This is a genomic window from Edaphobacter dinghuensis (assembly GCF_014640335.1).
In the GTDB taxonomy this organism is placed as follows: domain Bacteria; phylum Acidobacteriota; class Terriglobia; order Terriglobales; family Acidobacteriaceae; genus Edaphobacter; species Edaphobacter dinghuensis.
On record NZ_BMGT01000003.1, the window covers coordinates 677,894 to 691,540 of the forward strand.

The window sequence follows — 13,647 nt, forward strand, 5'->3', positions numbered from 1 at the left end:
ACCCATGGCGAAGCCAAAGCCTAATATGCAGCAAGAGAAGTTTACGAAGGCTTTGGCTTCCGTCCTCTCCGCCGATCCAAAGAAAATCCGGGAAAAGCTCGCTCAAGCCAAAACCGAGAAGCCTTCGCCTCATACGAAATACACCTACGCCCCCGAAGAGGGCCGGCCTTAGACGGCTTTGGGATACTCCTTCCCAGTCAACTCCACCCATGTAAGGCGCTTGCCGCTAACCTGAGACAGAGCCTTCTGGAATCGGCTTCCGTCGTCGTGTCCGATACGGTTATTGAACCGGAACATCTGTTCATCCAAGTACCGCTCCATGTGAAACGGTTCTACTGCAACGTAGGTGCCACTCAGTGTGCGCTTGAGGCATGACCAGAAGTTCTCAATTGCCTGAGTGCTCACTTCGCCGCGTACATACTCTTCCATGTGATTCACAGTCTCGTGAATGAAGCTCTGCGCGGTAAGACCGTCGTAACCGGGCCAACCGTCCGTGTAGACCGTCGAACCGAATCCAACCTGCTCAAGAATCTTCTTCTGCAAAGTCTCGCGCTTGACGTTCGGAATCACAGAGGCGCGAACCTGACGTGTGCCGCGCTCAATCATGCCGAATACAGCCGTCTTCTCTGCATAGCCATTCATGCCAATCTGCTGCTTGAGACGCTTGCTGCGGTGCATGTTCTTTGGCTTACCGCCGATGAACGTCTCGTCCATCTCCACAGGCGTACCCGTCCCACCCATCATCACAGGCTTGATATCCTTCAGCACCAAGCGAAGTCGCTGGAGCACGAACCATGCGTTCTTCTGGGCAATGCCTGTAGCTCTGGCAATCTCATAGCTGGATACCCCATTGCGGCAGTTGCAGAGCATCCAGAGAGCGATCATCCAGATATCCAAACCAAGTGGCGAGTCTTCGAAGATCGTGCCAACCTTCACAGAGAACTGCTTGCGGCAGGAGTAGCACTTCCATCTCATCTGCGTCTTCAGCCAATAGTGATTGCGCTCGCCCTGATTCGCGCCACACTTCGGGCAAACCGGGCTTCCATCCTGCCAGCGCATCATGGCGACGGCGTTGATGCAGGTCTGTGGATCGGAGTAGTACCGGATGGCTTCTGTGAGAGTGGTAGGCGTGAAGATCATAATGTGAAAATGATATGCTTGAGCGGTCATGTAGTCAAGGTAATAATGCGAATCGGCATTATTTAACTTGACGCAGGTCGGAACCCGCAATAATATCCCATTATCGGCAGTCGGGAGGCTGCACCTTATGACTGAACCCGCAGCGAAGCACAACGAACCCATCGTCACAACTGAGCAGGACGCCAAGAAGGAGCGGGAGCGATCAAAGATTGAGTTCCCATACACTGCCTTAGACTTGGCGGTAATCTTGGCGAAGGCCGTCCATGATGCAGGCAATAGCTGCGATTGGGCGCAGCTAGGAGCGAAGCTGGACATGGCGGCTGACGGTGGCGGCTTCCGACAGCGCCTTATGGCCGCTAAGACGTTTGGATTGATAACGTATACCAGCCGTTCCGTAACCCTCACCACGCTGGGAATCCAGATCAACGACCCCGATCAGCTCGCGGCGGCCAAGGTTGAGGCGTTCCTGAGCGTTCCCCTTTACAAGTCGGTCTACGAGCAGTTCCGAAACGGAACGCTACCCGGCGCTGATGGATTAGAGAACGCGATGGTTGGTTTGGGTGTTGCCAAGAAGCAGAAGGACAAGGCGCGTCAGACTTTCCAGCGCTCAGCAACTGAAGCAGGGTTCTTTGGCTATGGCCCTAATCGGCTGGTGATGCCCACAGTGAAGCAGCTTAAGAAGACCGAATCTAAGCCGCAGGACGCCAACGACGGCGACGACCAAGAGGAACTTGAGCGGGGGCGCAGGGGCGGCGGAGGGGGCGGCAACGAGCCGCCTAAGTATCACCCATTCATCGTCGGCCTGCTAGATACGCTCCCGCCGACCAGCACGGCTAAGACGGAATGGACGCTTCAAGGACGCCAAGATTGGCTACAGACCGCCGCAGGCATCTTCAACCTGATCTATAAGACCAGCGCTGACGACAAGGGCACCGTTACAGTGTCCGTCGATGCCCCTAAGAATTCTGCAAACTAGAGAACCCACCCGGCGCAGACCGGGTGGGCATCGGAAAGGAGACAGGATGCACTCAGTGACGATACGCATCCAGACTAGTCGGGTAGTAATCACCATTCGCAGTGGTGACGAAACCGTCGTAGTCGTGGTTCCCAAACTAGGCTAGCCTAGTCGCCCTCTTGGAGTCCATAGTCTGATCAGCCGTTGACCCTACTACCTTACTCTCACGATTTGCCCAGCGCTGCTTGGCCGCTCGCTGGGCAATTTCTTTGCGTTCTTCCGGTGAGAGCTTCGCTGCTCTTGCGGCACCGCCCTTCAAGCCGCCTAGCCGCCCCAGCGCCACAGCCGCAGGATTCTTGACGGGTGTGGTCTGCTTGGTTGCGATGCTCACGATCTTGGTGGGCTTTGCCATGCAGTCATTATGCTTGAGCAGTCAGGAATTGGCAAGCCTTAGATCGAGCAGCATCTGCATATCAGTAAAGCGGACTTTCTTATGCTTCTCGCGCCAATATGCATCGCCCTGCAACGCGATGGTGTTTTCGATGGCTTTGAATATCCCTACATTGTGATTGATCCCACCGCAGACACAGTTGCATTTCGTTGACTTGACGCGCCGTACGTCATAGCAACTTGCATTGCACGAACGCTTCCGTCCACTCGGGCCCATTGAATGCATTAGTTCCGACATTCCGAAAGCATACAATCTTAGGGATTGGGTTAGTCAGCGTATTTATTGCCTTTAGATACTTACATGGGGAGGGGGGGACTAAGGGTAAGTCCGAGAGGCACATCCAGCGCTTTCCGGGAAGAATCAACCCAGACTCTTCTTTAGCAAAACGCGTAATTGACATGTCATCAAAATGGGATATCCTTTGCACCATAAGTGGTGCAAAACAACCGGAGAGGCAGACATGGCAGCGGAGCTGAACCTACTGGATGTTTGGATTCCCGAGCAGATGGAGCCGGGTACGTTGTTCCTGTTGGAGCATGCTGGTGGGCTGGGAAAGGCGGATAACCCATATTGGGCCGTTCTATCCTGTCCTTCCTGTGGTTCGCTTGGACTCATCACCCGCCAGCAGTGCATAGGCAACGAGTCGATGATCTGTGGCTCGGACCAGTGTTCTGCGGAGTATTTTCTCGAAGACGGACGTATCCGTTATCGTCCCGCGAACTAAAGTTCTCTTATTCGTGCCGCAGCGCAACGACAGGGTCCATGTGCGATGCGCGAATGGCTGGCAGCAAACCGGAGACGATGCCGACTGCGGCCAGAATAACGAATGAGATCAGCATCACCTCGGGCGAAGCACGCAGAATAATGTCGCCCTCGTGGTTTGCAGTCTTATAGATGTCGGAATAAAGCGGCATCGGTGGAATCATATACGCCACGGCAATTGCGATCATCATCCCGATGACGCCTGCAATGAAGGTAAGCGTAAGGCTCTCCAATAAAAATTGAGAGAGAATGTCCCTTCGTTTCGCGCCAAGCGCTTTGAGCAGGCCAATCTCCCGCGTTCGTTCCGTAACCGAGACCAGCATGATGTTCATGACGCCGACGCCGCCCACGCCTAGCGTCATCGCTCCAATGATGCCCAGCAAAAGCTCCAGTGCCGTGCTGAACTGCATAATCTCGGCAGAGTCCGCCACAGTGTCCCACGTGCCGATCGCCTTGTCGTCCTTGGGGTCGAAGTGGTGGCGTTGTGCCAGCACAGCCCTCACGGCCTGAATGGCCTTGATATGCATATCGCCCGAGACCGGCTGAAAGACAATGCTGTCCGGATCGCGCTGGTTCCGCAGCAGCCGCATCATGTCGAATGGAACGAAGGCATTTTCGTTGTCAGGCCCGTTGTTCGACGAGTCTTGAATTTTGTTCTCGAGCACCCCGATCACTTGAAAGACATGGCCCTCGATGTTCACCGATTCTCCAACCGGAGGGAAACCATTAAAGAGCTTCTGCGCGGCGTGTGCCCCGAAGATGACCACCTGCCGATGATCGGTAAAGTCGGCAGGTTCAAAGTAGCGGCCGCTTTCAACCTTCAACCGGCGCATCTCTCCATACGGATATTCGATGGCTTTGCTCTGAATGTTCACCACCTTGGACCCGTATTTGAAGCTGAACGTATCGTCAGTCTCCGAGCTGACCGCGCGCAAAAAAGGAACCGTATCGCGAATGGCCTCGGTATCGCCATCGCGAAACTTTACTCGTTGGCCTGCGCGTTCGCCACCGGCCTGCATGCTCGTCTGGCCGCCCCAGATCATGATGACGTTATCGCCCAGTCCTAGAAATCCGTTCAGCACCTCTCGGCCAAGGCTCTTGCCATAACTGAGCAGGAGCACCACTGTCACCAGTCCCCACGCGATGCCCAGCATGGTCAACCCCGAGCGCAGGCGATTGCGCAGCAGCGATCCGATACTTTGACGAATGATCTCACCAATGTTCATCGCTACTCCGTTCTCAGGCACTCCATCGGGCTAAGGTTGGCTGCGCGCAGTGCAGGATACGTCCCGGCAAAGAGCGTGATGACGGTAAGCGTGGCAAGCGAAGCAATAATCGCAACCGGAGAGATCACAGGATGAGGAACGAAGTCAGGCAGAGGCACCAGTCGCAGCAGCAGACAGATCCCGACCCCAACCGTCAGGCCAGTCGCACCGCTCACAATCGTGATAATCGCCGACTCCACCAGAAACTGTCGCCGAATGTCGAGCGCAGTCGCTCCAAGCGCCTTACGAACGCCAATCTCCCGTGTCCGCTCAGTCACGGCAACCAGCATAATGTTCATCACGCCGATTCCTCCCAGCGCCAGCGTCAGCAGAGCAACCGCGCCGAAAAAGAACGTCATCACCGAAAAGATGCGCTCCGTAAACTTGGAGCCATCGAGCGTATCCCAGATCCACAGCGCTTCCTTGTCGTCCGGATCGTAATGATGTCGCTCGGCGATGATGCGTTTCACCTGATCCAATGCCTTCACATGGAGATCGGGTGAGACCGGCTCGACGACGATATTGTTGACGTAGCCTCGCTCCATCCCCGGATCGGTCGGCGGAAAATCGCGGGCCATGGCCGAGTAGGGAGCAAAGAGCTGCGTATTGTCCGGCCCGCTCCCATAGCTTCCATTCTGCTTTTTATTGGCAAGCACGCCAATCACGGTGTACTCGTATCCCGCTACCAGCATCTTCTGCCCGATCACAGGCTTGCCCGGAAATAGCTGCCGGTTCGCCTCCGCTCCCAGAAGAATGACGCGTCGCGCATTGGCCTCATCCTCATCTGAGATCAACCTTCCCTGATCCACCGTCAGCGAACGAAAGCGTTGATACTGCGGCCACACCCCGCGGATCGGGCGCGACGCGGCATTCCACGGGCTGACCTCCGAGACGCTGCGCCGAATCTCCGGGCTCACAGTCTTTACCAGATATGCCTGCTGTTGAATCGCGATGGCATCATCGATGGTAAGGATAATGTCACGCCCCGCCGCATAACCTCCCGCCTGCATGCCTGTCTTGCCGCCGAAGATGATGGCGATATCGGTGCCGATGGTGCGAAGATGCTGCTTCTGGTCGAGATTAAAGCCGATACCAAGCCCCACCAGCAGAATGACCGACGTAATCCCCCACACAATGCCGAACATGGTGAGGAAGCTACGCAGCTTGCTCTCCCAAAGTGCGGACAGAGTCTGCCTGAATATTTCGCGTATCGGCATAGGCAATCATACCCGCCTAAAAGAGATAGAAACGGCCTGAATAGCACATACGCAAACCGAAGGGTAAAGTTCCTCCCCCAGCTTCTCAACGGCATGTTAATGAGGGTTTTGGTGCCCGGAGGGGGACTTGAACCCCCACGACCGGTTAAGGTCTGCGGATTTTAAGTCCGCTGTGTCTGCCGATTTCACCATCCGGGCGCAGCGTCAGAAGGCCGCCTTTTCATCGTATCGCATCTGCGTCGCGGACTACTTCTTTGAAGAAACAGCCACGGGACGAAGCTCCTTCGCATACTGCTTGAGATAAGGAGCAAGCGCCTCATACTGATTAGTGGCGATGAAGTTCACCCCTGCAGCAATCGCAGCCTTCCAGCGCAGAACGACCGCAGCGCGCGAGCCGAAGTTGTAGGCGTTTCCCCATCCTTGATCTTCTGAAGGTGCAAATCCATCCAGCGCATAGAAGCGCACCCAATAGCCCCTCTTGTGAGCATAGTCGACCAGGGCGTGGAGTCGCGCATTATCGGCAGCCGTCCAGTCACCCGCTCTCGGCTCTCCACCTTCTTCCACGGCATACCACGAGCCGTTCCACCAGCGGCGATAGTTGGTAGGCTTCTCACCGATAAGCTCCTCCGGGCTTACCGTGGCCTCCCAATGCATCGACTCCTTCGCCGACATGCCTTTGGGCGCGGGATGCGTATGCGCCGAACCGAACAACCGCAGCCGCGCACCCACCGGAAGATCGTCGTAAAAGATCTTTTGCTGCTCATCCGACTCTTCGGTGACAACAAGAATCGGTTTGCGATCGATCGGCGAGAGATGATTCGGGTCGTTGGTCTTCACCGCGGTCGAAAGCCATTCCTCATGCTGACCGAGAACCTGCCACACGGCCTTGAGCAAAGGGTCCTGATTATCTTTGAAGTCGAAATGAAGGACGATCAGAGGCCACTGGTCACGCTTGTTCTCGGCAATAGCTCTTTCGACGACGGGACTGACCTGCTTGAAAAAATAATCTTCGAGCGTAGGCTCCTCGCCGGTCGGGTGCGGTGTATGCGAAACAACAACGCGGCCCTTTCCCGTAGCTGGATCGACATACCACGCAAGGTCCTGCTCAATTGAAACCGGAAAGCCGGAATTGAGTGCGCGCTGAATACGATCGCCCCACTGACCGTTGTACGGGTAGCAGTTATGCGCATCCAGAATGGGGCGGTTGTGGTTCAGAAAATTCAGATCAGGCCCTTGGGAATTTTGCGCGCGAGCAGAAGAGGAGAACAGCGTAAGAGCGGCGACCGCAGCGGCCAGTACAAAAGCTTTGTGGCGCATGTTGAATTTCCTTTTTCGTGGTCAGGTCTGGGGCGATGACAGCGCTGTCATCCATTATGCTGCTTGGAGTTTTCAGCTCGGATAAGAATATCTTCAATAAATAAGCCCCTCGCTGTGAGGGGCTTATTTATTGAGCTAAGGGGTAGTTAGAAAGGAATATCGTCGTCCGTGATGCCCACATCGGCATAGTCGGACTGGCTTGCGGGAGTGCGCTGATCGTAGCTGGCAGTATTCGATTTGGAATAGCCGCCTCCGCCTGATTCACCGCCGCTCTTGCTGCCCAGCAGAGTCAGTTCGTTGACCAGAATCTCTGTCTTGTAGCGCTTCTGCCCGGACTCTTTGTCGTCCCACGAGCGCGTCTGAATCTTGCCTTCGATAAAGAGCTGCGTGCCCTTTTTGACGTAGTCGCGGACGACCTCTGCCGTGCGCTGGAAGCAGACCAGGTTGTGCCACTCGGTCTTGTCTGCCCAGTTGCCTTGAGCGTCCTTTTGACGGTCGGCAGTGGCCAAGGTGAAGCTGGCGACGGTCATGCCGCCGGCGGTGGAACGAATCTCGGGGTCTTTGCCCACATTGCCCAGAAGGAGAACTTTATTGATGCCTTTTGCCATGTCTTTACTCCGGATACAAAAGTTGAGGATAGCAGATAGGGCGCTTCAGCGGCGGCGGTCGCCGAGGACTTTTGCAACGGCGAGGATCAGGGTCAGCAGGCCGGTCGGAAGGCATCCCATCGCGAGCATAAGGGCCAGCCAGCCGGCGTCGGTATGCGGACCTTGATGGCTGACGCCGCCGAAGAGGGTGATCGTGAGCAGTGCCGCGAGAATTCCCGTGGAGAAGATGCCGATGCCGGAGCGGAGAAGCGTGCGCGTATCTGGTTGCATAGGGATCAGATCAGTGAATCAGCGATTGCATGGCGTAGACGATCACTCCGGTGACGGAGACGTAAAGCCAGATGGGAAAGGTATAACGGGCAAGTCGCTTATGAGAGGGAAAACGGCCTGTCAGCGAGAGGAAGAAGGTGATGAGGATGAGCGGCAATGCGATGGTCGAAAGGATGATGTGCGAGGCGAGCAGCTTCCAGTAGAACGGCCACCACGCGCTGAGGCGATTGAAGCGGGTTTCGCCGTGGAGAGCGAAGTTCACCAAATAGGAGCCGAGGAAGATAGTGGAGAAGAAGAATGCCGTAAACATCGCTGCGCGATGTTGAGGAATGCGTCGTGTGCGGATGAAGCGATAGCCGAAGAGCAGGGCAATGGTCGAAAGTGCGTTCAGGATTGCATTCACCAGCGGCAGGGAACGGAGATGAGCGTGGCCAACGTCAGTGGGCGCGTGAAAGTAAACGAGCCAGCAGATAAAGGCGCTGGCCAGCACGCTGACGGCGATGATGGCGGCGATCGTTGCGGGCGGCGTGCGCAGGTTGTTGCTTGTGGGCAGCGTGCTTTCAGTCGTTGGAGTCATCGGCGTCATTTAGAAGAGAAGTCGTCCTTTGGCGTCGAGCATCAGAGCGGCCATCAGCAGCGGAAGATAAAGCACCGAAGCGCGGAGAAGGTCGCGAGCATAGATGCGTGATTCGGGCGCAAGCGGATCGCGGGTAATTCGCGCGAAGCGAATGGTGTAGAAGAGATAGCCTGCGCTGAGAATGCTTGCAGCGACGGCGTAAGGCACGCCGGTGATGCCGAGCCACGTCGGCCAGAGGCTAACGGGAATCATCAGAACGGCGTAAAAAAGCGATTGAATCACCGTGCTGCGGGCGGCGTCCTGAGCGTCGGGTTGCGTCGGCGTGAGGCGGATGTGAGCGTGCGCGTAGTCGTCGCGATACATCCAGCCGATGGCCATGAAGTGAGGAAACTGCCAGAAAAAGAGGATGGCGAAGAGAGCCACGCCGGGCCACTCGATGACGCCGCGGGCAGCGGTCCAGCCGATCAGCGGCGGCAGCGCTCCGGGAAAGGCGCCGATGAAGGTGTTGACCACGGTGAAGCGCTTGAGCGGCGTGTAGATGCCGACATAAAGAATTGCGGTCAGAAGCGTCAGCGTTCCGGTCAGCAGATTGGTTGTAATCGCGAGATACAGCGAGCCGAGAAAGACTGCGGCGAAACCGAGCGCGAGTCCATGCGCGAGGCCGATGCGTCCGGCGGCCATTGGACGGTTTGCGGTGCGATGCATCAACTGATCGGTCTTGCGCTCGAGCGCCTGATTGAGCGCGGCCGAGCCGCAGGTAACTACCGCAATGCCTATGATCGCCTCGATCAGTCCGACGTGAAAGGGGCTGATTCCGCTGTGCAGGCTGCCCAGATAAAAACCTGCTCCGGCGGTGATGACGACCATTGCCGAGACGCGAAGCTTAAATAAGGTGGCGTAGTCGGCGAGCAGGGAGTGGGGCTTCGCGGGGGCGAGGACTTGATCGGTTGTCGCGGAGGTTGCCACGTTCTTTAGGATACCGCGTATGTTGCAGATTGTTTGGTGCGATACAGTTTCTGCCGCTGCCGGCCAGAATCCTTGAAGGCTTGAGGAGAAGGTTTAGCAGGGAGCGGACGAGCATATATCTTTTCCGGCTGCGTTTCGGTACATCGGACTTTTCCTTGGGTGGGGGTACCCCCTGGTGTACTTAAAGTCTCAAAGTCTTGATTCTAAAGAGTGTATTTTCCAAAGTCTTCATTCTAAAGGCGATAGATGCAAAGTATTCATTTCGAACAACTTAAGGATCGATGGTCGGGGTTTTATTTATCTAGGTCTATTTCTATTTTAGAGGAGTGGCTGGAACTCATTTGCAAATGGAGTACGGAAGTTATCTGGTTTTTTATGTGGAGGTTGGAGGGTTTTCAATAGATGAAGGGGCTTGACAGATTTTGAGACTAACACCCTTCGGCACAAAGGAAAACGGCCTGCCAAAGCAGACCGTTTCTTCAAAAGATCGGGCCAAACTAGGCAAGCCGTTTGCGGAATGCGCCCATAGCACCTACCAGCCCCGTTCCCAGCAGTAGGAGTGAGGAAGGCTCCGGAACCGCTGCCGGTTGGTCACCGATCAATGCGGTATAGCTTCCTGACGTCACGTCGCTAAGGTAGAGGGAACCGTTGCCCGTTGGAGTCGTAACCGCGAAGTAGTTGGGAATGCCATTCGCACTTACGGGCCCCGCGTTGTCAAACATGCTGACGTCGGCGAATGCACTGCCCTGCAACACCACAAGTCCCAGTCCCAGTGTCCTGTCCGTGATACCGGCATTTGGATTGCCTGAACGGGCCACGACAAATGAGATGTTGTCGATCAAGCTATCCGATCCCACGCCCGACACCGACACAGTGGTAGGCACATTCAACGCGCGGTCTATCGTGCCACTGGCGAGCGTGGAGACGGACGCGAGGGTGGTATCGGCGGTAAAGGTAATGGTTTGATCTGTGAACGCAATTCCATCGAGCGATCCGGAGCCAGTCACCGCGAAGGTGTAGATCGCCGGAGTAGTCGGTGGCAGAGGGTCTGCGTGCAAGAGAAGAGGCGAAGCGAAGAAAAGAACAATGGCAGACAACCAGGCAAAACGTGCAGGCATGAGTAGTCCTCAATTTTTAAATTGAATAAATTTAGATTGGTAAAACGAGTCTGATTCTATGTCATGCCAGGTCTGGCGGAAAGTTGAAAAAAGATGCATAGATGATGGAAAAATAACGCTCATTCCTTAGGATCGATCTGGTTTGGGGTGGAGGTGGGAGAGCAGGGCTGCGGCGGTGTATTGGGTGTTGAGGAGATACATTGGAACCGCTTTGGGAGGAGCGACGTATCGTTAACATCGCTTTGTGATCAGCAGGGAGCTTGGGATGTCTATTGGTTCCACCGTTCGCAACAGATGGGCCACGCTTGGCCGAGTTTTACTTTTCTTTCTGAGCTGCGCTGTCTTGCTTGCCTTGGCCGCGCCCTGTTGTTCAAGACTTCCGGGGCAGTTGTCGCAGGTCGTCCTGGGCTCGATAACGACTGTGGCGACCTTCATTGTCACCGGGCTCTTCCTCCGCTGGGATAAGCTCCGTCTGAGGGATGTAGGCGTTGCTCCTAATGCCCAGAGTATGAGCCGCGCGATTGCCGGCTTCGCTTTCGGCGTGTTGCTCGTTGGGATTCAGACGTGGTTTGTGAGCCTGGGCGGTCATGTGCATTGGGTCCGCACTTCCTCAGTTGGCTTTGCACCCGTCGCTATGGCTTTGCTCGCTTATATAACACTCGCGTCGAGAGAGGAGCTGGCGTTTCGCGGGTATCCGCTGCGTCGGCTAGACAGTTCCTTTGGAGCCTGGACCGCGCAGCTTGTAGTCGCACTGGTATTTGCCATTGAACATGTGGTTGGAGGGGTGACATGGACGAATGCGCTCCTCGGGGTCTTCGTCGGGTCGCTGCTCTTTGGTATGGCGGCCCTGGTGATGCGCGGATTGGCGGTACCTATTGGCCTGCATGCAGCTTGGAACTTCGGTCAGTGGACACTGGGGGAGAAGGAGACCTCAGGACTTTGGAGACCTGTCATCGAACAAGGCTACAAGGCGCATGTGGATCGTGTGGGAATGCTCAGCTACCTTCTTGTTTTTGGCGCAGCGACGATAGCGGTATGGCTGTTCGGAAACTTTCGAACGCGCCGCGAGCGAAAGCAGGCCATGGATGTCATGGCTTAGAGCGGAGGTGGGAGAGCAGGGCTTCAGCCGTGGGTTGGGTGTTGAGGATGTCGGCTGTGGTGAGCCAGGCGCGGCGGAGTTGGGTGATGCCGTAGCGCATCTGGTCTAGCTCTTCGGTGGCGTGGGCGTCGGTGTCGACTACGATTTTGCAGTTGTGTTGTTTGGCGAGGCGCAGGTTGAGATCGTTTAGGTCGGAGCGGGCGGGTGAGGCGTTGTGTTCGACGGCTACGCCTAGTTCGGCGGCTCGTTTCAATATCTGGTCGATGTGGACGGCGTAGGCGTCACGCTTGAGGACTTTGCGGCCGGTGGGATGACCGAGGATGCGGGTGTGCGGGTTTTCGAGGGCGCGGAGGATGCGGTCGGTCATCTGCTCGATGGGCTGGTCGAAGCGGCTGTGGACGCTGGCGACGACGATGTCCATCTGGGCGAGGGTGCTGTCGTCGAGGTCGAGCTGGCCTTCGCCGAGGATGTCGACTTCGATGCCGGGGAGGATGCGGAAGTTTAGCGGGTCAGACTTCGTGGTGGCACCGGCAAAATACAGGGGTCTCTCCACTTCGCTCCGCTCCGGTCGAGATGACGTGTCTTTTAGCAGGGTCCAGAGATTGGTGAGGCGGGAGTTGATGGGTGGAGTGTCTTTGGCGAGGGCTTCAATGAGTTCTGCGAGGTCTTGCTGAAGCTCGGCGTCGACTTCGCGGATGCGCTTGATGTGGGCGAGTGCGCGGGCGTCGTCGAGGCCGTTGGTCATGGCGAGATTTTTTGAGTGGTCGGTGATGGCGATGTAGGCGAGGCCGCGGGCGATGGCGGCTTCGGCCATCTGGCGGATGGTGTCACGGCCGTCGGTGGCGTCGGTGTGCATGTGCAGGTCGCCGCGAATGTCGGCTAGGGTGATGAGTTTGGGCAGGGTGTGGTTGGCTGCTGCATCGAGCTCGCCGCCGTTCTCGCGCAGCTCGGGCGGGATGTAGTCGAGATCGAGTGCGTTATAAATTTCTTCTTCGCTGGCTGCGGCGATGATCTTGTTGTCTTCGAGGCGCAACAGAGCGTACTCGCTGAGGGTGAGGCCGCGCTTGATGGCGCGCTGACGCAGGGCTACGTTGTGCATCTTGGAGCCGGTGAAGTATTGCAGCGCGGCTCCGTAGCTGGCGCGAGGGAGGAGGCGGACGTCGACCTGGAGGTTGTTGCGCAGGGTGAAGGAGACTTTGTTCTGGCCTTTGGCGAGGAGCTTGTCGATGAGCGGGAGGGAGGCGACGTGTTCGACGGCGGCGGCGACGACATCGGGCTCGCAGGCGGGGCCGGTGACGAGAAGATCGAGATCGCCAACGGTCTCGCGGCCTCGGCGGAGAGAGCCTGCGGGAGTGATGGTCTCGATGCCGGGGAAGGCGAAGATGAGGGCGGAGATGCGCTCGGCGTGGTCGTGGGCCTCGTCGATGCGGAAGCGGCTGGAGTTTTTGCGGTAGTCCTCGATGCCTTTGAGGAGCTTGGTGGTGAATTTTTCGCCCATGCGCGGGAGCTTGTTGAGGTGGCCGGCTTTGGCGGCTTCTTCGAGGGCGTCGATGTCGGCGACCTGCAGGGACGACCAGATAAGGGCTACGGTCTTGGGGCCCATGCCGGGGAGGCGTAGAAGCTCGAGCATGGTGGGCTTGTATTTTGTGAGCAGTTCTTCGCGGAGCGGCATGGTTCCGGTGTTGACCAGCTCGACGATGTTGGCGGCCATGCCTTTGCCGATGCCAGCGATGGCGAGGAGCTGTTTGGGTTCTGGGACGAGAGTGGAGAGCTGGGTGGTTTGCTGCTCGACGGCCTCGGCGGCGCGGCGATAGGAGCGGATGCGGAAGGGGTCGGCTGCGTCGATCTCAAGCAGGGCTGCGGTTTCGTCGAGCAGGCGTGCGATGGTGATGTTGTCCATGA

At 56.8% G+C, this 13,647-nt stretch carries 15 protein-coding genes and 1 tRNA gene; 4 read left to right on the top strand and 12 right to left on the bottom strand.

Annotation, left to right across the window (positions count from 1 at the left end; genetic code table 11):
- The first annotated feature begins 4 nt into the window (after positions 1-4).
- Positions 5-172: a hypothetical protein gene (locus tag IEW09_RS14730; RefSeq protein WP_188554950.1), complete on the top strand. Its 168-nt coding sequence runs from the start codon at positions 5-7 to the stop codon at positions 170-172.
- Here the strand turns inward: IEW09_RS14730 and IEW09_RS14735 are convergent.
- A complete protein-coding gene (locus IEW09_RS14735; RefSeq protein ID WP_188554951.1) occupies positions 169-1,140 on the bottom strand; it encodes an IS1595 family transposase in 972 nt (323 codons plus the stop codon). The two genes, IEW09_RS14730 and IEW09_RS14735, sit on opposite strands and share 4 nt — an antisense overlap.
- A gap of 127 nt (positions 1,141-1,267) precedes the next feature.
- Here IEW09_RS14735 and IEW09_RS14740 point away from each other — a divergent pair, with 127 nt between their 5' ends.
- Entirely contained in the window at positions 1,268-2,116 is an 849-nt protein-coding gene (locus IEW09_RS14740) for a hypothetical protein (RefSeq protein ID WP_188554952.1), read from the top strand.
- Positions 2,117-2,252: 136 nt separating this feature from the next.
- Here the strand turns inward: IEW09_RS14740 and IEW09_RS18710 are convergent, their stop codons facing one another.
- Entirely contained in the window at positions 2,253-2,507 is a 255-nt protein-coding gene (locus IEW09_RS18710) for a hypothetical protein (RefSeq protein ID WP_229739339.1), read from the bottom strand.
- 499 nt (positions 2,508-3,006) lie between these two features.
- On the opposite strand from IEW09_RS18710, the gene IEW09_RS14750 reads away from it, so the two are divergent.
- On the top strand, positions 3,007-3,270 hold the full coding sequence (locus IEW09_RS14750; RefSeq protein WP_188554953.1) for a hypothetical protein: 264 nt from the start codon (positions 3,007-3,009) through the stop codon (positions 3,268-3,270).
- Between the two features lie 7 nt (positions 3,271-3,277).
- Here the strand turns inward: IEW09_RS14750 and IEW09_RS14755 are convergent, their stop codons facing one another.
- The 9 genes from IEW09_RS14755 to IEW09_RS18715 form a co-directional block, all read right to left on the bottom strand.
- Positions 3,278-4,534, bottom strand: a complete 1,257-nt coding sequence (locus tag IEW09_RS14755) for an ABC transporter permease (RefSeq protein ID WP_188554954.1) — start codon at positions 4,532-4,534, stop codon at positions 3,278-3,280.
- 2 nt (positions 4,535-4,536) lie between these two features.
- The gene (locus IEW09_RS14760; RefSeq protein ID WP_188554955.1) at positions 4,537-5,790 is read right to left on the bottom strand and encodes an ABC transporter permease; all 1,254 of its coding nucleotides are present in this window, start codon (positions 5,788-5,790) and stop codon (positions 4,537-4,539) included.
- 109 nt (positions 5,791-5,899) lie between these two features.
- Positions 5,900-5,988: transfer RNA gene (locus IEW09_RS14765), tRNA-Leu, on the bottom strand.
- A gap of 48 nt (positions 5,989-6,036) precedes the next feature.
- Positions 6,037-7,107, bottom strand: coding sequence for a PI-PLC domain-containing protein (locus IEW09_RS14770; RefSeq protein WP_229739340.1), 1,071 nt, complete (start codon positions 7,105-7,107; stop codon positions 6,037-6,039).
- A 146-nt stretch (positions 7,108-7,253) separates the two neighbouring features.
- Positions 7,254-7,715, bottom strand: a complete 462-nt coding sequence (locus IEW09_RS14775) for a single-stranded DNA-binding protein (RefSeq protein WP_188554956.1) — start codon at positions 7,713-7,715, stop codon at positions 7,254-7,256.
- A 45-nt stretch (positions 7,716-7,760) separates the two neighbouring features.
- The gene (locus IEW09_RS14780) at positions 7,761-7,985 is read right to left on the bottom strand and encodes a hypothetical protein (protein WP_188554957.1); all 225 of its coding nucleotides are present in this window, start codon (positions 7,983-7,985) and stop codon (positions 7,761-7,763) included.
- A gap of 10 nt (positions 7,986-7,995) precedes the next feature.
- On the bottom strand, positions 7,996-8,571 hold the full coding sequence (locus IEW09_RS14785) for a DUF420 domain-containing protein (RefSeq protein WP_308420561.1): 576 nt from the start codon (positions 8,569-8,571) through the stop codon (positions 7,996-7,998).
- Positions 8,572-9,528: a heme o synthase gene (cyoE, locus tag IEW09_RS14790; RefSeq protein ID WP_188554958.1), complete on the bottom strand. Its 957-nt coding sequence runs from the start codon at positions 9,526-9,528 to the stop codon at positions 8,572-8,574.
- A gap of 497 nt (positions 9,529-10,025) precedes the next feature.
- A complete protein-coding gene (locus IEW09_RS18715; protein WP_229739341.1) occupies positions 10,026-10,646 on the bottom strand; it encodes a PEP-CTERM sorting domain-containing protein in 621 nt (206 codons plus the stop codon).
- Between the two features lie 265 nt (positions 10,647-10,911).
- On the opposite strand from IEW09_RS18715, the gene IEW09_RS14800 reads away from it, so the two are divergent.
- A complete protein-coding gene (locus IEW09_RS14800) occupies positions 10,912-11,745 on the top strand; it encodes a CPBP family intramembrane glutamic endopeptidase (protein ID WP_188554959.1) in 834 nt (277 codons plus the stop codon).
- Here IEW09_RS14800 and IEW09_RS14805 read toward each other — a convergent pair.
- A complete protein-coding gene (locus tag IEW09_RS14805; protein ID WP_188554960.1) occupies positions 11,735-13,645 on the bottom strand; it encodes a DNA polymerase/3'-5' exonuclease PolX in 1,911 nt (636 codons plus the stop codon). The genes IEW09_RS14800 and IEW09_RS14805 overlap by 11 nt on opposite strands.
- Positions 13,646-13,647 lie beyond the last annotated feature (2 nt).